The sequence below is a fragment of the Mycolicibacterium cosmeticum genome (assembly GCF_000613185.1).
Taxonomy (GTDB): Bacteria; Actinomycetota; Actinomycetes; order Mycobacteriales; family Mycobacteriaceae; genus Mycobacterium; species Mycobacterium cosmeticum.
This window is the reverse complement of record NZ_CCBB010000001.1, coordinates 188,307-209,273: the sequence shown is the minus strand read 5'-3', so window position 1 is coordinate 209,273 and position 20,967 is coordinate 188,307. Positions and strand designations below refer to the sequence as shown.

Below are 20,967 nucleotides of genomic sequence, written 5' to 3'. Positions count from 1 at the left end.
GGGTTGCCCGAGTGTCTGTTACGCACATGGTGCTCATCGCGCTGGCCGGGGTGGGTGCCGGTGCGATCAACGCGGTCGTCGGTTCCGGAACGCTGATCACCTTCCCGACGTTGGTCGCGCTGGGCTATCCGCCGGTCACCTCGACGATGTCGAACGCCGTCGGGCTGGTGGCCGGCGGGGTGTCGGGGACCTGGGGGTACCGCCGCGAGCTGCGCGGGCAATGGGACCGGCTGCGCTGGCAGATCCCGGCCTCGCTGGTCGGTGCCGGGTTGGGGGCGTGGCTGCTGCTGCATCTGCCGGAGAAGGTGTTCACCCAGATCGTGCCGGTGCTGCTGATCGGCGCGCTGATCCTGGTGGTGATCGGTCCGCGCATCCAGTCCTGGGCGCGCCGCCGGGCCGAGGAGACCGGCCAGTCGGCCGAGCACATCTCCGCACGGCGGATGGCCGCGCTGGTGCTGGCCACCTTCGCCGTCGGGATCTACGGCGGGTACTTCACGGCCGCGCAGGGCATTCTGCTGGTCGGTGCGATGGGTGCGCTGCTGCCCGAGTCGATGCAGCGGATGAACGCGGCCAAGAACCTGCTCTCGCTGCTGGTCAATGTGGTTGCGGCAGTGGCCTACACGCTGGTGGCGTTCGATCGGATCAGCTGGGCGGCCGCCGGACTGATCGCGGTCGGGTCGCTACTGGGTGGCTTCCTGGGCGCCCACTACGGGCGGCGGCTGTCGCCCAATGCGCTGCGCGCGGTGATCGTGGTGGTGGGACTGATCGGGCTGTACCGATTGTTGTCGGTGTAATCTGGCCGACGGCTTGTTAGTAGGAGGACACCGATGGCTCAGCACGCACTTGCGGCGTCGCCGTCCGAGCTGTCCGCCCTGGAGCCGTTCTGGCCGTCGCGGCGGTTGATGGCTTTCGACGAGTGGTGTTGTCCGCGTCCCTGACGCCGCCCACTTTGTCCCTTGCGGTCGCCTTGCGCTGACCGCATCTTCCGAAAGCAGCCATGCGTTCGCTCCTGATCTTCACGCTTGTCGGTGTCGGCGCCCAGCTCGTCGACGGTGCCCTCGGCATGGCGTTCGGCGTCACCGCCTCGACCCTGCTGGTGCTGTCCGGGGTGGGGGCGGCCCAGGCCAGTGCGGCGGTGCACCTCGCCGAGGTGGGCACCACCTTCGCGTCCGGGCTGTCGCACTGGAAGTTCAAGAACATCGACTGGGCCCTGGTGGCCAAGCTCGGCGGGCCCGGTGCGTTCGGGGCGTTCGTCGGCGCGACCGTGTTGTCGTCGTTGTCCACCGAGCAGGCCGCCCCGCTGATGGCGGCCATCCTGCTGGGCATCGGCCTCTATGTGCTGTTGCGGTTCTCGATGCGCACACCGCTGACCTTCGGGGCGCGCGGCACCAGCCACAGTGCCAAGTTCCTGGCCCCGCTCGGCTTGTTCGGCGGGTTCATCGACGCCTCGGGCGGCGGCGGATGGGGCCCGGTGACCACGAGCACGCTGCTGTCGCAGGGCAAGACCGCGCCGCGCACCGTGATCGGTTCGGTGAGCGCCTCGGAGTTCCTGGTGTCGGTGTCGGCGTCGCTGGGCTTCCTGGTGGGTCTGAAGCAGGATTTCCTGGACAACTGGCCGGTGGTGGTCGGCTTGATGGTCGGCGGTGTGATCGCCGCCCCGGTGGCCGCCTGGCTGGTGAGCCGGGTCAGCCCGGCGCTGCTGGGCACCGGCGTCGGCGGGGTGATCGTGTTGACCAACAGCCAGAAGCTGCTCGCGTACTTCGGGGTGCACGCGCCGGCGTCGACGGTCGTGTACGCCGTCATCGTGGTGGCGTGGGCGGCGCTGGTGGGCTACGCGTGGCGGGTTTCGCGGGCGCCGCAGCCCGCCGCGCCGGTAGCGGTCGAGGACGCGGCCGACACCGATGGGGCGATTGTGGTTGGGCGGCCCGGCTGAGGTAGAGTTTCGTCCGCTGCCGGCGATCCCGGCGGCACCGCGGGCTGTGGCGCAGCTTGGTAGCGCACTTGACTGGGGGTCAAGTGGTCGCAGGTTCAAATCCTGTCAGCCCGACAGATGAAGTAGCAGGTCAGAGGCGGCTTTCCCGGATCGGGAGGGCCGCCTTTTTCATACCCGCCGGGGGTATGTACGACAACGGATACGACGACACGGTGAAAATTGCATCAGAACGTGAGCGCATCGCTAAGTGCCTCCACCGCGGACCGGGCGGTGTCGTCGCTGGTGTGTCCGTAGATATCGCCCGTGATGCTGATTGACGAGTGGCCGAGCAGATCCGCCACGGCCTTGATATGCACGCCACGCTCCAACCAGGCCACGGCGGCGCTGTGGCGCAGGGAGTGGACGCCGACGTTCTCGACACCCGCCGACTTGGCGGCGACCTCGACGACGCGCAGCAGGTTCCGCGGATCCACGGGCGTGCCGCGATCGGTGGTGAACACCAATCCGCCATCATCGCCCCATGCACCAGCGGCGGCCTGCCGCTCTGCGCTCTGTGTCGCCTTGTGGTCGCGGAGCAGCGCCACCACGCTGGGGGATAGTGGCACCTGGCGGCGCGATCGGTCCGTCTTCGGCTCACTGATCACCAGCTCGCCGTCCACGCGCCCGATGGTCGCTGCGACGCGCAGCACGCCGGTGTTGAGGTCAACCTTGTCCCACCGGAGCGCGAGTGCCTCACCTCGCCGCAACCCGGTCGCCGCGATCAACGCTAACGCCGGGTAGTACCGCGACGACTGCGCGGCTCGCAGAATGGCGTTGATGGAGTCAGGCTCCATGTGTGTGGCTTCCTGTCGGGCGATGCCCGGGCGTTTCACCGCGGTAGCTGGGTTCTTCGCGATCAGGCCGTCACGCACTGCACCGTCCAACGCTGAGCGAAGCACGGCGTAAGTGCTGCGGATCGTGGAATCGCTGAGCGCACGCACCGGAGCGCCGGCGTTGCCCTCAGAATCTGTCGGGCCGGCCTTCATCTTGCGCCGCATATCGAGGATGAGTTTCTCGATATCGGACGGCTTGAGGCGGTCCAGTCGCAGCGCGCCGAACGGCTCTGCTTCCAGATGCTTGCGGGACAAGTTGGCGTAGAGCGATTTGGTGGCCCGGCTGCGGTCGCTGGCTTCCAAGGTCGTGGTGCGCCATTGGTGCAGCCAGCTCGATACGGCGGTGGCTGCGTCGCGTACCGGTGCGCCGTCGTCGACTCGCTGCCGTGCTTTCTTCATCTTGTCGCGGCACTCAGCCGCGGTGCGGGCGTAGACGGTGTGGCGGCGGGTGATGCCATCGGCATCCTCGTAGGTGATTTTGCCTTCGTAGCGGAACACCTTGCCGTCGCGCATTCGCTTGTAGACATTGCCCTCACCGTTGCCACGCTTCGCCATTTTCGCATCGCTCCCGGGTGTGTTAAGTGGTCGCTAGGTAGTGAGCGTACAGGCCCGATGGTGGTGGGCCTGTCGCCGCAGCGGAGACCACGAAAGCCTGCGAAGGTCAGAGTTTGTGCACAAAACCGAGCGAAGGTGCAAGTTTGCACGGATGGGGGGTTATGCTGGCCGCCCCGGCGATAACGAGCAGGGGAACAACCACAATTTCATATGGAGCACAAGTGAATACAGGTCAAGATGGCGGGTCACTGATCGTGTCAATGGCGAGCGCCGAGAAAGTCCTCGGTATCGGTACAACCCTGCTTTATGCCCTCGTGAATCGAGGGGAGCTGACCAGGGTGAAGATCGGACGCCGATCGTTCATCACACGGAAGTCACTCGACGATTACCTCGACCGTCTGATCGCCCCCGCGAGCGCGGCCGAATGAGCAAGAAGACTCAGTGGACAACAACGTCCATCACACCGATTGCAGGCGGCGGCCTAATGGTCGTCCGCAGCGCGCACGACGGAAGCCTGAGCACGTCGCCGGCCTACGCCTACCTCCACCAGCAAGGCCCGGGTGGCAAGTCGCGAGTAGTGCTCGGGGTGATCGATGGGGTTGAGCTGGTCGCAGCCGACTCCCTTGACGGCACGCTCGGCATTCTCGGCTCAGATACACGGCTGACGCTACTTCAGTCGAGGCATAAGGATGAGGCCCCGAAAGAGGCCGTGGAGCGCTTCGTCTCGGCGGTGGAGCGGTTCGTCATGGACGAATGCGAGCTGACGCCTGGCTCGTTGACGGGCTCGACCCCTACCGAGGTATTCGACGCGTATCGGGCATGGGCCACCCCCCGGGGGGAGGTCGTCATGTCGCAGAACAAGTTTTCTCGCGAATTGACCGCGCGCCTCGGAGTCAAGTCTCGAACGGCGGCCGGCCGCCGCATGTATGCGGGGCTGGCACTGAAGGGTGCGGGGCCAGCAAACGAATTGCATCTGTGCTGAAAATCGGTCTATCAGCACAGATAGCACAGATGGGCACAGATGATTTTGATCGAAGTGTGCTGACATCTCCGCAGTTCAAAGGATTAAAATGTCAATGGGCACAGATAGCACAGATATTTTCAGGTTGGCGCTACGTGGAGCATATATCGACCCTTTCCCCTGGTGGGGTCTCGCCGAGGGGCTGTGTGGAGCTCATATAGAAATATCTGTGCTATCTGTGCCCGCATACCTTCAGCAAACACTACAGATTCACGACGGGCAGCCCGGCGCGAACTACAGATACGACAGATCGCTACAGATGCAAAGTTGCAATCTGTAGCAAGGTTTCCGCAGGTAGGAGGGCACAAAACACGCCTGAACTACAGATACTACAGATGTTTACGGGTTGACCTCACGTGGAATTTCTCGCGCCGTTTCTGCAGGTCGCATGATCCGGCGGGGCGTTTGTGGGCCTCATATGCAGAAACCTGTCGTATCTGTAGTGGCCGACTCCATAGCAAATAAGGAAGGAACAACTGAATATGCGAAAACAACCAGGTCCACCGCCGGTTCTGCGGGTTGACGACCTAGTCATGACGCCGGCCGTCATCCGCGGTCTGCCGCGAGTGAAAATCTCGCAGCTCGTCGAGATCATCGGACGGGTCCAAAGGACCAGCCGCCGGCGGGGCGTCCCCAAGGTGCTCGGTCGACTGAGCGACCATCGCCTCGCGGTGGCCGCCTACCTGCCCATCGCGGGATGGCGGGAGGAACCCGACGGCGAATGGTCCCACGCCAAGCTCCCCCGGCCGGTAACCGCTGAGATCCATAGCGCACACGTCTGGGCGTGTGGTGCGCCGGTACTGAACTGGGTCCAGCAGTGAGCGCCCGCGAGCTATGGCGCCCCGTCGACGGCTGGGCGGGCTTCTACGAGGTGAGCAACCACGGCCGGGTGCGCAGCGTCGCCCGTGTCGTGACGACCGCCAGCGGACACCGGAGGGTGCCGGGCCGAATCTTGCGCCTGGTCACCAACGATGGTCGTGCGCCGCGCTGCACACTCGCCCGTCCCGGTCAACGGCAGACCTACTACCCCAATGCCATCGGCCCCAACCAGAAGAGGACGCAATCGTGAGCATGGACGACGGATTGACCGACGACGAGCGCTTTCCGCTGCGGGCGGCGTTCGAGGATTACCGGCCGGCACCGCGCGAATTGCCCATCGCACGTCCACATGCCGGGCACAGCGTCGATGATCTGCGGCGGCTCGCCGACGGATCCGAGCAGGTGCAGATGTCGCACTACGAGATGACAGAGCAGGGCGTCACCAAACACACCGAGTGGGTCGGCATCACCCGGCCGCTGATAAAGGAGGAATATCGTTGACCGACAACAACATTGACGTCGCGTCTGTTGAGGACCCAACAGCCGAGGCGGTGAATGTGGAACCAGTTGACGTTCAGACCGACACCGCGGGGGAAGCAGAAGACACGGCCACCGCGCACGACGATCGAGAGACGGGCGGGAACCGGGAAGCCGCCAAGTATCGGCGCCAGCTCCGCGAGGCAGAGGCTCAGCGCGACGCGTTGGCCGAACGTCTCGGCGTCATCCAGCGCAATGAGGCTGAGCGGGTGGCGCGCAAACACCTGGCTGACCCTGCGGATCTGTGGCGCGACGGCCTTGAGATGGCCGCGCTACTCGACGAGAACGGCAACCTCGACCCGGCCAAGGTCGAAGAAGCCAGCCAAGCTGTGCTGGCTGCGCACCGGCATTGGGGGCGCAATGTGTCTGCCCAAGATCGTATGAATAGGGCACTCAATGGCCGGTTCGCGAGTGGAGCGAGCAGTGACGAATACACCCCGCCGGTTTCGTGGGCAAGCGTCATCAACAAGCGCCATCGGGACGACTGAGCAATGAAGTGACGACCCGCCGAAATTGCACGATCGGTACTGCATGATGGTCGGTGCGGTGGCTTGCAGGTCTGTGGCCGCAACCGCCGCACCGATCGCCCCAGGCTGGGCAACACGCAACGCAGGGCAGCGCCCGCGACGCGGCTCTCGTCTCAGTTGACTCAATTTGCCTGGGAGGCAAACACTTATGGCTCTTAACACCTCCGTGTCTGGCGGTACGCATGCCCTGCTCAAGGAGCAGCTCGGCGCCCTCGTCACCCAGCCGGTCCGCGAAAGCTCCGTAGCGCTCAACGTCGCCGGCGTGGTCACCACGCTCGAAACGGAATACCGAGTGCCTATCGTCAAGAGCGACGCTGCGGCAGCCTGGGTTGCAGAAGGTGGCGAGATCGCGGCGACGGACGCCGATTTCGACGAGATCGTCGTCCGCCCTGCGAAAGTTGCCGGCCTGTCGATCATCTCGCGCGAGCTGGCCGAGGACTCCACACCGTCTGCTCAGCAGCAGGTTGGTGAAGGTCTGGCTCAGTCCATAGCGACGGGAGTCGATAGGGCATTCTTCGGCAACACCGTCGCCGACGGGCCGAGTGGCTTGCTGTCGGTCACGGGCGTGCAGACCATCGACACCGGCGGGACTATCGCCAACACCGACCCGTTCGCCGAGGCGCTGAGCCTGGCCGAGACTGTCGGCGCGCAGGTTACGAGCTTCGTTGCGCACCCCACCACCGTGCTGCAACTGTCCAAGGTCAAGAAGCAGACCGGCAGTAATGAGCCGCTGCTCGGGTATGACGCCAGCCAGCCCACGCAGCGGCAGGTGCTCGGTATCCGGCTGATCTCGTCGCCAGCGGTGGCCGTCGGCGACGTATGGGCGATCCCGCAAGCCAAGGTGCTGGTCGTGCTGCGCGACGACGTGCGGCTCGACGTCGACCGCTCGCGCTACTTCGAGACCGATCGCGTGGGCATCAAGGCCACCATGCGCGTCGGCTTCGCATTCCCGCATCCGGCCGCGATCGTTCGCCTGTACGACGCACCGTAACTCTGACTTGTGGTGGTGTGGCTGTCGCGCCCTCCTCTGTAGCGGGGTGAAGCGCCGCCGGTCGTAGCGGAAATGCTGCAGCCGCAACGCCATCCATGAGCGCCCAGCGCGCGTGTTGTTGCGACCTCCACGCGCTGGGCTGCTCGCCCCGCCGAGGGGTGGGGGAGTACCCCTTGCCTCCGATCGGCGCCTCTCAGATGGCATAGGCGTCATCTCTCCCCAGCATTTTTTTCCAAGAGCGGAGCCCAAAAGTGGCTGCTACGTACTATCTGACCGTCTTGCCCGAGACGAGCAAGCTCGTTTCTGGCATCAAGCAAGCGGTGACCGGTGTCGAGCGCAATCTGACGGTTGCGCCCCGGTTCGACACGCGCGACGCGCGTCGTGCCGGCGTGCAGGCGGGCCGCGACGTAAAGGCCGGCCTCGACTCGTCCGCCGGCGGTGGCCTCGGCCGATTCCTGCGCGGTGACGGTGCTCGGAGCGCCGGCCTGTCGCTTGGTCGCGAAGTCAACGCCGGCCTTGAGTCAGCCAACGTCGGTTCGGGCGTTGGCAGCTCGCTGTCGCGCAACCTGCTCACCGGCGCCGAATCGCTCGGCCGCAACCTCGGTGGCGCGATCGCGACGGGGCTCAAGGCCACCGCCGCGGTGGGTGGCACTCTGGCAGCGGCCGGCATCGCCGGCGCACTCCACGCCGGCATGTCCCGCCTGACGGCGATCGACGACGCCAAGTTCAAGCTGCAGGGCCTCGGCAACGACGCCCAAAAAGTCCAGGCCATCATGGACAACGCGCTGGCCGCCGTGAAGGGGACAGCGTTCGGGCTCGACGAGGCTGCGACCACCGCCGCGTCCGCGGTGGCCGCCGGCATCGCGCCCGGCGAGCAGCTCACCAAGTACCTCAAACTGACCGGCGACACCGCCGCGATCGCCGGCACCTCGCTGGCCGACATGGGCGCCATCTTCAACAAGGTGCAAACGTCCGGTAAGGCGTTCACCGGCGACCTCAACATGCTGTCCGATCGCGGCCTGCCGATCTTCCAATGGCTGCAGGACGAGTACGGCGTGACCGGCGAAGCGCTCGCCAAGATGGTTTCCGACGGCAAGGTCGACGCCGCCACCTTCCAGAAGGTCATTGAGCAGAACATCGGCGGCGCCGCGCAGAACATGGGCGGCAGCATCCGCGGTCAGCTCTCCAACCTCAAGGCCGCATACTCGCGATTCGGCGCCGAGCTGGCCGGCCCGATCTTCTCCGCGGTATCACCGCTTACCCTCGCGTTCACCGGCGCATTCGACAAGATCACGACGGCGATCAAGCCGTACACCGCGCAGCTCACCGGAATCATCGGGCCGTGGGCGAACGACCTCGGCAACAAACTCACCGCATGGCTCGATAACGGCGGCGTGCAGAAGGTCATCGACTGGATGGGGCGCCTCGTCGACCGCGTCCAGGCGCTGCGCACCGGCGAGGGGCGCAGCGACGCGTTGACGTCGATCACCTCGTCGGTGCAGAAGCTTGGCCCGGCACTACAGCAGGCCGGCCCGGCGTTGCAGTCGGCCGGACAGGCGGCCGGCGCGTTCGGCCAGGCGATCGTTGCCATTGGCCCGCAGACACTTTCGTCTGTCCTCGTGCCGGCACTGAACCTGTTGGGCGGCGCGCTGCGGTTCGTCGCCGACAATGCATCGTGGGCGGTCCCTTTGATCGGCGGCCTGGTGGCCGCATTCGCTGGGTTCCGCATGCTCGAACAGACCGTTGCCCCGATCGTGTCCGCGCTCAACGGCGCGTTCAAGATCATCAACGCGCCGATCATGCTCGCGCAGACTGCCGCGATCCGGCAGCAGGCCGCAGCGATGACGCAGCTCACCGCGGCGCTCGCCGGCAACACGGTGGCGCAGGGCGCCAACTCTGCTGCGCAGACCGCCAACGCGGCCACCACGGCGCGCGGACGTGTCGCGGCTATGGCTTCGGCTGTCGCGTCTCGTGCGGCGGCTGCGGCGCAATGGCTTTGGAATGCGGCTCTCGCTGCCAATCCGATCACGTTGATTGTGGCCGCTGTCGTGGCCGCCGGCGTGGCACTCTGGGCGTTCTTCACCAAGACCGAAACCGGCCGCAAGCTCTGGGACAAGATTTGGACCGGCATTAAGGCAGTTGCGGTCCCGGTGTGGGAGTGGATCAAGAGCACGCTGGGTAAGGCGTGGGAAGCGATTCAGCCCGGGTTGCAGAAGCTCGGCGCCATTGCCCGCGAGGCATTCTCGACGCTCGGCAATGCGGTCAAGCAGGTGTGGACATTCATTCAGCCGGCCGTCGAGTGGATCGGCCGGCTGGCGCTGTCCGTCGGCAAGATCCAGTTCACCGTAGCTATCGCAGCGTTTCAGGCGCTCGGTTCCGTGATCGGCTGGCTGTGGCAGAACGTTGTCGTGCCGGCATTCAACGGCATCGTGGCGACCCTGAGCACCTGGTGGAACGTCACCAAGGTCATCTGGGATGCGGCTACCACCGCTATCGGGTGGGTTGGCGACAAGATCAGTTGGCTGTGGAAGAACGTCGCGGTGCCCGGCTTCGATGCCATCCGGGGTGCAATCTCGACGTTCTGGACCGGCGCAAAAGTGGTGTGGGACAGCTTCACCGGGGTGCTCGACACGATCGGCACCAAGATCAGCGCGTTCAAGGATGGCCTGGTCGGCGCGTTCAACACGGTGCGCGACACCGTCTTGCGGGTGTGGGACAAAATCGGCGGCGTCTTCGACAAGATCGCTGGCGGTGCGGCGGCCGTCGGCAGCTTCTTGGGCCTCGGCGGCGGTAACACCGGCGGGATGGTCCTCGGTGGCCGCGTCCTTCCCGGCTACCGCGACGGCGGCCAGATCAGCGGCCCGGGCACAGGGACGAGCGACAGCATCCTCGGTTTCCCGGCAATGGTGCGTGTCGCGAACGGTGAGTGGATCACCAACGCGCGCGCGACCGAGGGCAACCTGCCGCTGCTCAAGGCGATCAACTCCGGTGTGCCCGTGTGGGACATGCTCAAGGCAGCGCTACCTCGGTTCGCCGAGGGCGGCCTCGTTGGCGCCGACAGCCTGGTCAACTTCGCGCGCGGGGTCGAAGGTGCCAAGTATGTCCGCGGCGGTGTCAACTGGGGCGACTGCTCTGGTGCGGTTTCGGCCATCGCGAACTATGCGACCGGACGTGACCCGTTTGGTTCCCGGTTCGCGACCGCCACCGAAGGCGAGGAGCTGGCTAAGCGTGGTTTCAAGCCGGGTCTGGGCCCGTCTGGGTCGCTGCGCGTCGGGTGGTACAACGGCGGGCCGGCCGGCGGGCACACCGCGGCGACGCTGCCCGACGGTACTCACTTCGAGATGGGCGGCGCCCGCGGTAACGGCCAGTTCGGCGGGTCCGCGGCCGGTGCCGAAGATTCGATGTTCACCAACCGCATGCACCTGCCGCCGGAAGCGATGGGCGGCCTCGACGGTGGGGCTTCCACGATCGGCGCTGCCTACAGTTCGTCGGGCGGCGGCAGCGGCGGTGGCGGGTCATACCGGTCGGCCACTTCGGCCGAGTTGTCCAGCTCGTCGAGCAAGGTCGACAGCGCCAACACGACGGCGCGCAACGCCGACCAGGCGGTCGATGACGCCACCTACCGGCAGAAGCGCGCACACGAGCGCCTGGAAGCCGCCAAGGCCAAGGGTAAGGGCGTCGAGGACGCGCAGCATTCCGCTGACGTCGCCGACCGTGAGCTCGAAGACGCAAAAGAGGCGCAGACCCGGGCGCACCAGAAGGCGGCCGACGCGATCAACGCCGACACCGAGCTGCGCACCAAGGGCAAGCTCGACAAATCCCGCAGCAGCTCGTCGAGCGGCGGCGGTGGCTTCAACGGCAGCGACCTCGGTAAGACGTTCGTGTCTGGCGTGTTGGAGTCGATCGGCCTCGACGGGTCGCTGTTCTCCAACCCGCTGGAATGGCCGACAGTCAAGTCGCTCATGGCCGGCGTGAACTTCGCCGGCGGTCTGCTCGCCAACGGTGTGGGCGGCCAAGGCGCCGCCGCGGGGGATAGTCCGCTGGGAGGCTTCGCGAACGGTGTGGCCGACAGTGTCGGTCTGGGCGACATGCTGACGTCGATCGGCGGGCAGCAGGGCGACAATTGGACGGCCGAGTCTGGCAGCCCGAAGCTGTCACCCGGCGATTTCAACCCGGCGCTGTCCGCGGGCGGTGGCCCGTCTCTGGCTGACTCGGCGGTCAATGCGCTGTCAGCGTTCGCGCCGAGCGCACCGCAGGGCGAGCAGCGGGCGGCCGGCGACGTCGACAACTCAATCGTTCTGAGCGGCAATTTCGGTTACAGCAAGGACGAGATGATGGGCGACTGGAAGCGCGAGCAGAACGCCCGCACGCGGTCGACCGTCAAGCGATAGTCAGCATGTCACGCGGCAGATGATGCGCAACCGTCCTGTAAGTCAGCTGCCGCGAGCAGGGCGGCGGCCAGCTCGCGTGCGTCGGCGCTCGTTAGGTTGCCCAGCGCATCGATCCCGGCTTCAAGGGTGATTACATGCCGCTCGGTCCCGTCCGCAAACTGCTCACCCTCGACGCCGACCTCAAGCGTGTGACCCGCCTCGGTCTCGACGGCTGCCGAGCTGACCGCGAAGCGCCGAAACTCGTCGCCCTCGCCTCCGTCCTGCATCCATTCGCCGACAGCGGTAGCGCCAGCAGGGTGGGGAATCGCAGAAGCCTCGGAGGGCGCAAGTTGCATGCGCGTGAGAGTAATTCAGCCGTTAACGTTGAGTCAAGGCACTACTCTCCGAATGTGTTGATCTATCAACAGCTTTCGCGAAATCGGCCCACCAATCAGGCGCGGCTCTGTCGTACGACAACCGGTACGACAACTAGGTCACTTTCGCCCACTTTCGTGGGTTCTCGCTGAGCTTCGCCGATCCTCATTAAATGCCTGTTTACCTGCAAAAATGAAAGTCAGCAAAGCTCTGCGAAAGTCACTCCGCATAGCTGGGGGTCAAGTGGTCGCAGGTTCAAATCCTGTCAGCCCGACCACGAAAAACCCGCTCTGACCAGCGTCGGAGCGGGTTTTCTGGTTTCCGGACCCCGGAGAAATCTGAGCCGGCGGGCCAGGAGTTTGCCAAGCCACTTTTGGTGTGTTCACCTCATCGCGTGCACGGCGTGAGGGCCGTCCCGACACGTATCGAGGTTGGCGAGTCTCTTCCGGAGATTCGTTGCGCTATTCGCACGCTGCGTCGCTATGGGTCACCGGTCCACCGCTTGGGCTACCTTCATCTCAAAGGACAATCGGAGATCTTCGGACACAAGCCGAATGCATCAATAGGTCGGCAAGCCACCCAGTCGGAGCCGGGGAAGTGGCGGAGGAAGGAACAACCGTGACCGACCTCGACACAGTAGAGAATGCGATTCGACGACGGTCGTTCGGCACCCTGTCGACGCTCGATCGAGACGGCAACCCCCACGCGACCGCCGTCACGTATGCAGCCGCCGGTGAAGGCACAGACCTGACGTTGTACATCACGACCCGGACAACGAACGTCAAGGTGGGAAACATCCGACGACGACCGCCGGTCGCCCTCGTCATTCCCATACCGCACCGCTTTCTCCCCATGATGCCGCCGGCAGCCGTCCAGTTTGTGGGCTCGGCCGAGATACTGGATCACCAAAACGCTGACGCGCGAAGGGCATTCCATGCGTCGTGGTTTCTCCGTCGCATTCTCGCCGCAGAGGAGCGCATCGTCTCTCAGGGTGCTGAGCTGTGTTTCATCGCGGTCCGGCCGAGGCGATGGTTATCCACCTACGGCATCGGAATGTCGGCCCTCGACATCGTGCGTCATCCGGGCGAGGCTATCGGCCGCGTAGACCTGACGGGCGGAAACTAGCAGCTCCAGACGGTGGATCGACCACGCAGGCCGCAGGTCAATGCACATGGTCGTGGTCTTGGTGGTCGTCTAGCGGTGTCGCTGCCGGAAGCGGTTCGCTGATCGGCACGGGCGTAGCCTGCTCAGACGCACCGCCAGAGCCAGGGGCGGGCGCAGGAGCTTCGACCGGGCGGACGGCAGGCCGGGGAGACGCCGGCTCCGGATCATGACCGTGGTGGTTGCCGCTCTGCTCTGAACCGGTTTCGTGGTGATGAGCCCCTGCTTCAGCACCGGCTGGGGCGTGGTTGCCGTGCCGCAGACCGGAGGCAGCGCCCACTGTGGACGCCAGGGTGACGACCCCGATGGCGCCAAGGAGCACCATGGCGCTGCCGAAGGCGGACACCGGTTGTCCTTGAAGGCCGCGGTGCCAGACCCAGCCAGCGCCCATGACGACATAGATTTGGAGCAGCAGCGCGCATAGGTCCGCGGCTTGGATCAGTTCGGCTTGACCGGCGTGGGGACCCAGCGGCGCTCCGGCGGTTCTCGACACGGACCAAAGCGCAATGACGGCAAGATTGACGATGATGCCAAGGGCCAGCACCGGGGTGGTGGTCCGGGTCAGTACCAGCCGCGCCCACACGAGTTGGAACAGCGCGATGGATGCGAAAAACAGGCCCGCTGGGATCCATTCCTGCCAGTGCGCGGGAACGACGGCGAAATGGATGACAGAAGCGCCCAGCGAGGCAAGCGCGGCAAGCCGAGCCGCCAAACGGCTGTCGGTCTTCTTCGCTGTCCTAGGCGCCACCGAACCAGGATGACAGCGACGCCCTCGACAGTGGCTGCATGACGCGACATCTCAACCCGACCGAGACTCATTTGTCATCAACTACTGCCGTACTACGTAGATGGATCGATGCGACGTCTCGCCTTCGCGTTGACTTGCCGACGCCAGCTTGGCTCAACCACACCGAGCCTGTTCGATACTCACAGTGTTCTCGTTAGTGCCGTGTGGCCACGGTGATTTGGAATCGAAGAGCAGACGGGCGCGCCGATGCCGTCAGCGTTCAGTCAATACCGACGGCAATCGCTGCGAGACGTTGGAGCAAAGGCTCGGTCGGCCGCCGCATGCGCGTCTGTGCGATGTCGACATGACTGTCCACCGTCGAGCCCGGGTGTGGGATGCGCGTGCAGCAGAACTCATGGCCGATGACATCGGCTTGGACCGACTTCTGTCGATCGCGCGTTGTGCTGACCGCACAGGGTTTCGCCTTTTACCTCGCCTTGGCGTATCGATATCGGTCTCTACCGAACTAATTCGGGATTGGATGATCATCGATCTTCATGCGGAAGTCGACCTTCTGTCCATCGATTTTAGTGACGATCAATGTCATGCCGATTTTCTCACCGCCAGCCGTCTCGATGCAACGTTGTGTAGCACCTACCGTCGCTTGAAGAGGCCCGTCACATACAAGCGACTCCACTTCGACGCGATACTGCTGCTCTATCCGTTCTTTACCGATGGCTTCGATTTGTTCTCGCGAAAGAGCCTTTACCGGTGGTGTCGACTGCGGCCCCGCTTGCTCCGGTCCTGCATGCCAGGTTGACGTGACGGAGCAGCCTGCCCCGAGGCTGGTCGCGCATATGGCGATGGTAGACACGAGAAATCTGTGAAACATTTCGCTGACTATCCGCTTTCTTGGACGACGACACTCTTGACAAACACCGCAAAATCCCGCGCACAGTCTTCGAATATCAACTCTGGCGCTGTCAGGAGAAAAATCAGGATCTGCTTAGAGCTTCTCATCAAGTCGAACAGTATTTCACTGTGCATTACCGCGACTCGTTCGCCGGGAGAGACTTCGGTTTCGAATCGGATCACCTGGCCGTACACCGCGGGGTCACGTCTAGAGATGAACTCACCGCGTCGAAGCTGAGCACCGCTGTCGGCTGCATACACGATCTGTCGACGCCGCCGGGCGTGGGTTTCCAGAGATATGCTCGGATCAACGGTTTCCAGGACCGAGAGGGTCATCCTGGGTACGAATCGCTGTTCAGGTTCGCTGTCTAGAGTGAAGTCAATATGCGTGTCGCGACTCCGATCTGCCGTCGGGCACAACCTCCAGCCAGCCGGCGCTCGCCCGGTAATCTCAAGTTCGAGAGGCGTCATCTCAGCTTTCTCGGCTCCTTCGCAATTCAAAATCTGACCCTACCCCTTTCCCGTCAGAAGTGACGGGATACCACCGACCACCCACTCGCTAGCGAGCCCGAGTCCTGACTCGATATCACGGAGCACGCGAGGCACATCAACGACTCCAGCGATTGCGCCGCTGAGTTCGACGTATTGCAACGGTGAAACACTCAGCGGCAAATTGACATAGTACCGGCCACTCCCCAGATCGTTGAATATTGCGTCGCTGCCGACGGGTGTACCGGTATCGGGGCCGAATCCCTTGCTGATACCAAGTTTTAGCGCAGTGTCGACGGTTAGGTCAGCAGCCGGGCCAGATATGACAGTCGTATTCTTCAGGTTGTAACCAGCGAATGCGCCTGCGCTGACGCTTGCACTTTGCGTAGCCGGGTTTGATTGCGGATCAACAATTCCGGACAAGCTTAACTCGCCACCGGCTTGTTGCTGGATCGAGCTGTTTACATCGTAATCCCCGGCATTCGTTTCAACGATGGGGATAGGGGTTCGATTGTGCAGGCCATATCGGCCATCAACTCCAATTTTTTCGCCGCCGCCCGGGAATTCCGTGTGCGTGGTGCCGAATTCGCCGGTGAGTTGCCACGGCTGCTCCTGGGCAGTAGCGGGGTCGAGTTCCCAGGTCCTCTGGGTGCTGGTAGCTGAAGTGTTGGACGCGCCGAGCAGGGTGGCGAGAGTCGTCGGGGAGGTGTGTGATCCCGGCACGGATCCCGGGCTAGTGATCGCGGCGGCGAGGGTATCTGGGGTGACCTCATGGGGCTCGGGTGGGATCGGTGCTTGGGGAGACTGCTTGAGATCCCAGCCCGGTCCTTGGAGTCCGGGGCCGTGGTCCCAGTTGTCGCGGGGGTTGGTCGAAGTGGTTGACGAGCTTGTGCTGCTGCGCCTTCGGGACGCAGCGGCCGCAGCGGCACCGATCGCCAGGGCGGTGGCCGGGCCGAGGGGATTGCTCGGGTTGTTCGGCGTGGGCGGGGGCGCGGCAGTCACCGTCGCGGTGCTCTGCTGGCCACCGAACAGGCTCGGTGGCGTCGATGGCGGCATTTGCTGTTGGCTGGCTGGCGTCTGGGACGGTGCGGTGTCCTGCGGCGGTGTCGCCGGCTGGGTGCTGCTCTGCGCGCCCTGCGTGGGATTTTCATCGATGACTTGAGTGGGTGCCTGCACCGGCTGTGGCGGTTGGGCCTGGCTGGCGATCCGGGTGTTCACACTGCGGTTGGCTCCGTCAGCGGTCCAGCGGTTGTTGGCGTTGGTCTGCTCGGTGAAACTCGATCCGGCACGCCGGTGTGCGTCGGAATCGCTGCTGGATCCGCGGGCCGACGGCCCGTTATGACTGCTGCAGTTGTTCGACTTTTTGTTGTCGGATTTCTTCTTTTTCTTGTTGTCGCCCGGCTTGGAATGATTTCCGCCCGGGGATCCCGGTTTTGGGGTCGCTGAGGCTTGGGCCACGAGGGCCGGATCACTCATGACCAGCGGGACTGCCAGGCCCGCGACCGGGACCAGCAGCGCGGTCAAACCCGCCGCCACACCCAAGCGCAGCCCTCGACCGCGGTCACCACTTGAGCGCGCGAGTATGGCGCGGTGGCGGCCGGCGTCCACCGCTGTCGGGGCCGGTGCGACGAGCACCGACGGCCAGCGCTGCGAGGTATTGGAGCAAAGGGGTGTTCGGTCGCCGCGACCCGCCGCTTGTGCGCCGGTGCGATGTCGGCCACCTCGTAAAGATCCGATCATGACTACCCCCGTAGTTTGTGCGTTTTCCCAATTCGCCAGGTGGCGCTGGGTTCTGCAGGGTGTAGTCGTGCCACGGCCACTGAACCGAACTTCTAGCAACGGTGATCTAGCACACAGCGCCATTCGTGCTGGGCGGCGCTACGCTGCGATCACAGCAACATCCGGGGATGGGGCGCTCGTAGAGAGCGCCCATGCCAAGCCAACAATCTTGTGATCGGGGGATCATGCACACCATCAGTGAACGTACCCAGTTCGGATTCAAGGACCTTGCAGCGCTGCTGGCCGGTCTGGCGATGCTCGTCATCGGGTTTGCGGCCATCACCGCTCTGCCCGATTGGGTGGCCCGCTGGGGCACTGTCGCGGTCTATCTGACCTATTTCCTGTACATGTCGATCGCCGGACGCTTGTTCTGGAAAGGCGCCGATACCGCCTGGGGCGCGGTCAAAGGCGCTGCAGCGCAGCGCGCCACAGCGCGATCGCCGATGTGAGTGGCCTTCTCGTTCAGCTGCAGCAGCGTCGCTTGATGCGACCGTGAGCGAATCAATACGTGCGGCTCCCGGTTTCGATGATGGGCCCGCCGAAGGGTGGGTCGGCCCCTTTGGAACGTCGCCAAAGGCAACGCGAGCATCGATCCCATCGGTCTTGATCTGGATCAGGGACCGGTGGCGACCAGGAGCAAGTTTGTGCTGGTCTTTCTTGTTCTTGGTCAATCGCACGACAAGCACCTCATAGGCGCGGCCGGCCTCGACCTTCGGGGAACCCCCGATCACCCCGTCGCGTAGGTTCTTGGAGAATCAAGACGAAACCTACGCAGCATTGAACAAGGGCGATCATGTCTCAGGATCAGAACACAGACGTTCCACCGAACCACCTCTCCATCGATCCGCGTAGCGCCTTCTACAACGAAGAGGCGCTCCGCCGCGACGTGGGTATTCGCTTCAATGGCGTGGAGAAAATCAATGTGCACGAATACAACGTTGCGGAGGGGTGGGTGCGGGTGGAAGTGCCGACCGCCAAGGACCGCCGCGGAAATCCGATGGTCGTCAAACTCAGCGGCACCGTGGAACCCTATTTCCGCCAACCCGAGTAGCCGACGCCCTTGAGGGCCCGCCCTGCCATTGCACTCGTCGAATCTGGCGATCCTGTCAGACGTTGTCACAATTCGGCGGCTCGGTAAGCCCCTGAAACGGTTTCTCCATGGACAGTGGCCGTTCAGATGCATTGTGTGACGGCCAAGCTCTGACTGGGTGTCAAGCGGTGGCAGGGTTCATATCTGTCAGCGCGACTAATGTGATGTCTCAGGACATCGGCGACAGCCGGACCTACGTTTGTAGGTTCGGCTGTTTGTCGTTTGGGGGCGTCGGGTGGGCCTTTTGGGTGCGCCGGTGGCTGGGAGTCGCGAGTGGTGTCCGCCGCGGGCGGTGATCGTGGTGCTGTCAATCAGCCTTGGTCTCTTCCGAGGCGCTGCTCCGCAGGTGGACCGCGAAAATCCGTGTGGCGGCTGACTTTCCTTTCAATACATGCGTTCCCCGGTCGGCCAGCCCTGGCGGGTTAGAAGTCAGTCCTTCAAGGGTCTGTTCCGTGAGCAGGATCATGTCACCCGTCGCCTTGGTCAACTGTTCGACGCGGGCGGCGACGTTCGTGGTGTCGCCGATCAGGGTGTACTCGAGGTGGTTCCCTCCGCCGATGGTCCCGGCGATGACCACGCCGGTGTTGATTCCGATGCCGATCTGAAGCTCCCCGTTGAATCGCTCGGCGACCAGACGCTGAATGAGCACAGCGGCGTTCAGCGCGGCGTCAGCATGATCCGCGAGATCATTTGGTGCACCGAATACCGCCAGAGCACCGTCGCCGAGGAACTTGTTGACATGCCCGCCGGCGTCGAGGACAGCGGGCACCACGATGTCGAACAGGGTGTTCAGCCGGGCAACGGCGTGCTCGGCCGTGTTGGCCTCCGCGAACGGGGTGAAGTCGCGGACATCGACGAACATCACCGTCACCTTGCGGCGCTCGCCGGAGAATACGTCGTCGGGCTGCTTCAACAGCCGGGCCGCCAGAACCGGGTCGACATAGGTACCAAAGGCAGTTTGAAGTCGTTGCCGCTCGGCCAATCCTGCTTGCATCCGGTTGAATGTCGCGGCCAGGGCGCCGAGGTCGTCGTCTTGCACCACCGGTAGGCGCTGCGTGTAGTCGCCCTCGGCGACACGTTCGGCCCCTTCGGCGAGGTCGTGAATCGGGCGCAGGGATGAGGAGAACCCGATGCCGACGGATATCGGGACGGCAAAGGTCAGAGTGATCGCACAGCCAATAACGACCCAGAAGATGGGCAGTTCAGGCGGTGGCCGCAGCGCGGAAGTCAGCATGGCGCCGCCAATGGCAAACGCAAGTGCCACAGCCACTACTGACCTGTTAGACCGTGTGGCGAAGGTGGGGCGCGACCTCGGCAGTGAATCACCGATCCCGCTGTCACCGGCCAAGGCCACTCTCGGTGGGCGCAGCACTGCCTCGGCAATGCTGTGATACGCGATCAGCTGCACAGTGGTTCCGACAAATGCACCCACGATCCCGTATTGGACGAGCCGCCACCAAGGCGCGCCAGCGATTCCACCGACCCCGGACGCCAACAAGGCGGCCCATACACCAGTTCCCCACACCACTCTGGGGACTGCCTTGCGGGCCCAGATGTACGTGCCTTCAAGGGCGGCCCGGCGATCGACTTCGCCGCCCGCCGCAAACTGCTCCACGGGGCGGGCCCACCGACGGTAGGGCAGAACCATGATGCATACCAACACCGCCACAGCGACAACGGTGAAGCCTGCCACCTCGACGTAGCGACGGGACTTCTCGTGGACAACGATGGGAAACGATACGAAGGTGGAGTAGACGGGCAGTGAAATCAGAAAAGCGGCGAGCCAGAGCGCCCGGATGTAGCTCCCGCCGTACCGGTCCCAGACCCGCTGCCAGATGCGATCCATGCCGGGAGACTAGGCGCTCCTTGTGGGCGATCCCCCGCAAACGGCCGCCAGGGATGTTGCCAGACAGTACTTCCCGCAGAGAATTGCCGCTTTATTCCCTCGACGACGGGGACTACTGCGCATGAGCCCAGACACTCAGAAGCCCGGACGTCAGGCGATCATCGGGTCGATCTGCGACCGCGGCACCAGCACGTGCAGCGGCCCGGCCGAGGCGGGCAACAGCACGCCCTGATCGAAGAAGAAGATCACGCCGTCGTTGACGATCGCGAAATTCTGGTAGTTGGCCGGGTTGTACAGCGCGGCTTGCGAGAACGGCAACGGCGCCGGCGGTGGGGGCGGCGTGGTGGTCGTGCTGGTGGTTGTCGTCGTGGGTGCGGTGGTCGTCGTGGCCGGGGTCGGCGGTGCGGCCGGCGGCGGGGCCAGCTGCTGCTGCAGTTCGGACTGGACGATCGGGGCGACGGTCTTCAGCGGATCGTCCACCCGCCACAACGGGGTGTTCTGCTTGTCGTCGGGTGCGGCGGTGTAGGTGATCGCCTTGCGGAAGCTCTGGTCCCAGTTGAACGCCTTGTACGTGCGCTGCGGCCCGCTGCCGACGTCCTGGGTCACCGAGAACACCACGGCCTGCGTGCCGCGCGGCGGCACCGAGGAGCTGTACTTCTCCGGTTTGATGCTCAACACGTACGGCGTCGTGCGGGCTGCGCCGGATTTGGCCGAGTTGAGGAACGCGTCGCGGGTCTGGGAGATGTAGTCGGCGACCGACTTCTGGTCGGGGTAGTCCAGCGGGATGCTGATGTCGACGCTGTACCCGGGGTCGGAAAGCTGGATCTCGCACGTGCTACCGGTGTTGCCGCCCTTGAGATCGGCGCAGTAATCCTTCGGTGCGGCCACGGCCACACCGGCGGAACCGAACATCGCGGCAACCGTGACAACCACGGCCACGCTGAGAGAACGCATGGGTAATAC

At 64.4% G+C, this 20,967-nt stretch carries 21 protein-coding genes and 1 tRNA gene; 14 read left to right on the top strand and 8 right to left on the bottom strand.

What is annotated here, in order from left to right; all coding sequences use genetic code 11:
- The first annotated feature begins 26 nt into the window (after window positions 1-26).
- The 3 genes from BN977_RS01095 to BN977_RS01085 all read left to right on the top strand — a co-directional run bounded on the left by BN977_RS01095 (window position 27) and on the right by BN977_RS01085 (window position 2,047).
- Window positions 27-794, top strand: coding sequence for a sulfite exporter TauE/SafE family protein (locus BN977_RS01095; RefSeq protein WP_036395806.1), 768 nt, complete (start codon window positions 27-29; stop codon window positions 792-794).
- A 203-nt stretch (window positions 795-997) separates the two neighbouring features.
- Entirely contained in the window at window positions 998-1,933 is a 936-nt protein-coding gene (locus tag BN977_RS01090; protein WP_036395805.1) for a sulfite exporter TauE/SafE family protein, read from the top strand.
- Between the two features lie 40 nt (window positions 1,934-1,973).
- Window positions 1,974-2,047 (top strand) — tRNA-Pro (locus BN977_RS01085).
- Window positions 2,048-2,157: 110 nt separating this feature from the next.
- Here BN977_RS01085 and BN977_RS01080 read toward each other — a convergent pair.
- Window positions 2,158-3,360 carry a tyrosine-type recombinase/integrase gene (locus BN977_RS01080; RefSeq protein WP_036395803.1) on the bottom strand — a complete coding sequence of 401 codons (1,203 nt, stop codon included), beginning with the start codon at window positions 3,358-3,360 and terminating at the stop codon, window positions 2,158-2,160.
- 260 nt (window positions 3,361-3,620) lie between these two features.
- Here BN977_RS01080 and BN977_RS32750 point away from each other — a divergent pair, with 260 nt between their 5' ends.
- From BN977_RS32750 to BN977_RS33185, 8 genes are all read left to right on the top strand, one after another.
- On the top strand, window positions 3,621-3,788 hold the full coding sequence (locus BN977_RS32750) for a helix-turn-helix domain-containing protein (protein ID WP_165576274.1): 168 nt from the start codon (window positions 3,621-3,623) through the stop codon (window positions 3,786-3,788).
- The gene (locus BN977_RS01070; RefSeq protein WP_131589991.1) at window positions 3,785-4,342 is read left to right on the top strand and encodes a hypothetical protein; all 558 of its coding nucleotides are present in this window, start codon (window positions 3,785-3,787) and stop codon (window positions 4,340-4,342) included. Before BN977_RS32750 ends, BN977_RS01070 begins: the two co-directional genes overlap by 4 nt.
- A gap of 572 nt (window positions 4,343-4,914) precedes the next feature.
- A complete protein-coding gene (locus tag BN977_RS32590; RefSeq protein ID WP_036395796.1) occupies window positions 4,915-5,202 on the top strand; it encodes a hypothetical protein in 288 nt (95 codons plus the stop codon).
- The gene (locus BN977_RS33605; RefSeq protein ID WP_407661162.1) at window positions 5,166-5,450 is read left to right on the top strand and encodes an NUMOD4 domain-containing protein; all 285 of its coding nucleotides are present in this window, start codon (window positions 5,166-5,168) and stop codon (window positions 5,448-5,450) included. The genes BN977_RS32590 and BN977_RS33605 overlap by 37 nt, the downstream gene beginning before the upstream one ends.
- 14 nt (window positions 5,451-5,464) lie before the next feature.
- Window positions 5,465-5,701, top strand: coding sequence for a hypothetical protein (locus BN977_RS01055; protein ID WP_138251376.1), 237 nt, complete (start codon window positions 5,465-5,467; stop codon window positions 5,699-5,701).
- A complete protein-coding gene (locus BN977_RS31260; RefSeq protein WP_131589987.1) occupies window positions 5,698-6,225 on the top strand; it encodes a hypothetical protein in 528 nt (175 codons plus the stop codon). Before BN977_RS01055 ends, BN977_RS31260 begins: the two co-directional genes overlap by 4 nt.
- A 187-nt stretch (window positions 6,226-6,412) precedes the next feature.
- Entirely contained in the window at window positions 6,413-7,255 is an 843-nt protein-coding gene (locus BN977_RS01045; protein ID WP_036395789.1) for a phage major capsid protein, read from the top strand.
- A 278-nt stretch (window positions 7,256-7,533) separates the two neighbouring features.
- Window positions 7,534-11,646 (top strand): tape measure protein, encoded by a 4,113-nt coding sequence (locus BN977_RS33185; protein ID WP_234709484.1) that lies wholly within the window; start codon window positions 7,534-7,536, stop codon window positions 11,644-11,646.
- 8 nt (window positions 11,647-11,654) lie between these two features.
- Here the strand turns inward: BN977_RS33185 and BN977_RS01035 are convergent, their stop codons facing one another.
- Entirely contained in the window at window positions 11,655-11,981 is a 327-nt protein-coding gene (locus BN977_RS01035; protein WP_131589985.1) for a hypothetical protein, read from the bottom strand.
- Window positions 11,982-12,618: 637 nt separating this feature from the next.
- On the opposite strand from BN977_RS01035, the gene BN977_RS01030 reads away from it, so the two are divergent.
- Window positions 12,619-13,125 carry a pyridoxamine 5'-phosphate oxidase family protein gene (locus BN977_RS01030; RefSeq protein ID WP_036395783.1) on the top strand — a complete coding sequence of 169 codons (507 nt, stop codon included), beginning with the start codon at window positions 12,619-12,621 and terminating at the stop codon, window positions 13,123-13,125.
- Window positions 13,126-13,162: 37 nt separating this feature from the next.
- Here the strand turns inward: BN977_RS01030 and BN977_RS01025 are convergent, their stop codons facing one another.
- The 4 genes from BN977_RS01025 to BN977_RS32580 form a co-directional block, all read right to left on the bottom strand.
- Window positions 13,163-13,909: a hypothetical protein gene (locus BN977_RS01025; protein ID WP_036395780.1), complete on the bottom strand. Its 747-nt coding sequence runs from the start codon at window positions 13,907-13,909 to the stop codon at window positions 13,163-13,165.
- 505 nt (window positions 13,910-14,414) lie between these two features.
- A complete protein-coding gene (locus BN977_RS31655; protein ID WP_234709483.1) occupies window positions 14,415-14,762 on the bottom strand; it encodes a DUF4333 domain-containing protein in 348 nt (115 codons plus the stop codon).
- A 26-nt stretch (window positions 14,763-14,788) separates the two neighbouring features.
- Window positions 14,789-15,271, bottom strand: coding sequence for a hypothetical protein (locus BN977_RS32585; protein ID WP_036395775.1), 483 nt, complete (start codon window positions 15,269-15,271; stop codon window positions 14,789-14,791).
- Window positions 15,272-15,310: 39 nt separating this feature from the next.
- Window positions 15,311-16,813, bottom strand: coding sequence for a hypothetical protein (locus BN977_RS32580; RefSeq protein WP_131589983.1), 1,503 nt, complete (start codon window positions 16,811-16,813; stop codon window positions 15,311-15,313).
- 440 nt (window positions 16,814-17,253) lie between these two features.
- On the opposite strand from BN977_RS32580, the gene BN977_RS01000 reads away from it, so the two are divergent.
- Complete coding sequence (locus BN977_RS01000) at window positions 17,254-17,517, top strand: hypothetical protein (RefSeq protein ID WP_036395770.1); 264 nt, start codon at window positions 17,254-17,256, stop codon at window positions 17,515-17,517.
- Window positions 17,518-17,861: 344 nt separating this feature from the next.
- Window positions 17,862-18,119: a DUF3297 family protein gene (locus BN977_RS00990; protein ID WP_024449680.1), complete on the top strand. Its 258-nt coding sequence runs from the start codon at window positions 17,862-17,864 to the stop codon at window positions 18,117-18,119.
- Window positions 18,120-18,465: 346 nt separating this feature from the next.
- Here the strand turns inward: BN977_RS00990 and BN977_RS00985 are convergent, their stop codons facing one another.
- Window positions 18,466-20,004 (bottom strand): adenylate/guanylate cyclase domain-containing protein, encoded by a 1,539-nt coding sequence (locus BN977_RS00985; protein WP_036395765.1) that lies wholly within the window; start codon window positions 20,002-20,004, stop codon window positions 18,466-18,468.
- A 150-nt stretch (window positions 20,005-20,154) separates the two neighbouring features.
- Window positions 20,155-20,958, bottom strand: a complete 804-nt coding sequence (locus BN977_RS00980; RefSeq protein WP_109790059.1) for an RsiV family protein — start codon at window positions 20,956-20,958, stop codon at window positions 20,155-20,157.
- Between the last annotated feature and the right edge of the window lie 9 nt (window positions 20,959-20,967).

Excerpts from the sequence above, each read along its gene's own strand:
- BN977_RS01095 (WP_036395806.1), top strand. The coding sequence starts at position 27 with ATGGTGCTCATCGCGCTGGCCGGGGTGGGTGCCGGTGCGATCAACGCG.
- BN977_RS01090 (WP_036395805.1), top strand. The coding sequence starts at position 998 with ATGCGTTCGCTCCTGATCTTCACGCTTGTCGGTGTCGGCGCCCAGCTC.
- BN977_RS01080 (WP_036395803.1), bottom strand. The coding sequence starts at position 3,360 with ATGGCGAAGCGTGGCAACGGTGAGGGCAATGTCTACAAGCGAATGCGC.
- BN977_RS32750 (WP_165576274.1), top strand. The coding sequence starts at position 3,621 with ATGGCGAGCGCCGAGAAAGTCCTCGGTATCGGTACAACCCTGCTTTAT.
- BN977_RS01070 (WP_131589991.1), top strand. The coding sequence starts at position 3,785 with ATGAGCAAGAAGACTCAGTGGACAACAACGTCCATCACACCGATTGCA.
- BN977_RS32590 (WP_036395796.1), top strand. The coding sequence starts at position 4,915 with ATGACGCCGGCCGTCATCCGCGGTCTGCCGCGAGTGAAAATCTCGCAG.
- BN977_RS01045 (WP_036395789.1), top strand. The coding sequence starts at position 6,413 with ATGGCTCTTAACACCTCCGTGTCTGGCGGTACGCATGCCCTGCTCAAG.
- BN977_RS01035 (WP_131589985.1), bottom strand. The coding sequence starts at position 11,981 with ATGCAACTTGCGCCCTCCGAGGCTTCTGCGATTCCCCACCCTGCTGGC.
- BN977_RS32585 (WP_036395775.1), bottom strand. The coding sequence starts at position 15,271 with ATGACGCCTCTCGAACTTGAGATTACCGGGCGAGCGCCGGCTGGCTGG.
- BN977_RS01000 (WP_036395770.1), top strand. The coding sequence starts at position 17,254 with ATGCACACCATCAGTGAACGTACCCAGTTCGGATTCAAGGACCTTGCA.
- BN977_RS00990 (WP_024449680.1), top strand. The coding sequence starts at position 17,862 with ATGTCTCAGGATCAGAACACAGACGTTCCACCGAACCACCTCTCCATC.
- BN977_RS00985 (WP_036395765.1), bottom strand. The coding sequence starts at position 20,004 with ATGGATCGCATCTGGCAGCGGGTCTGGGACCGGTACGGCGGGAGCTAC.
- BN977_RS00980 (WP_109790059.1), bottom strand. The coding sequence starts at position 20,958 with ATGCGTTCTCTCAGCGTGGCCGTGGTTGTCACGGTTGCCGCGATGTTC.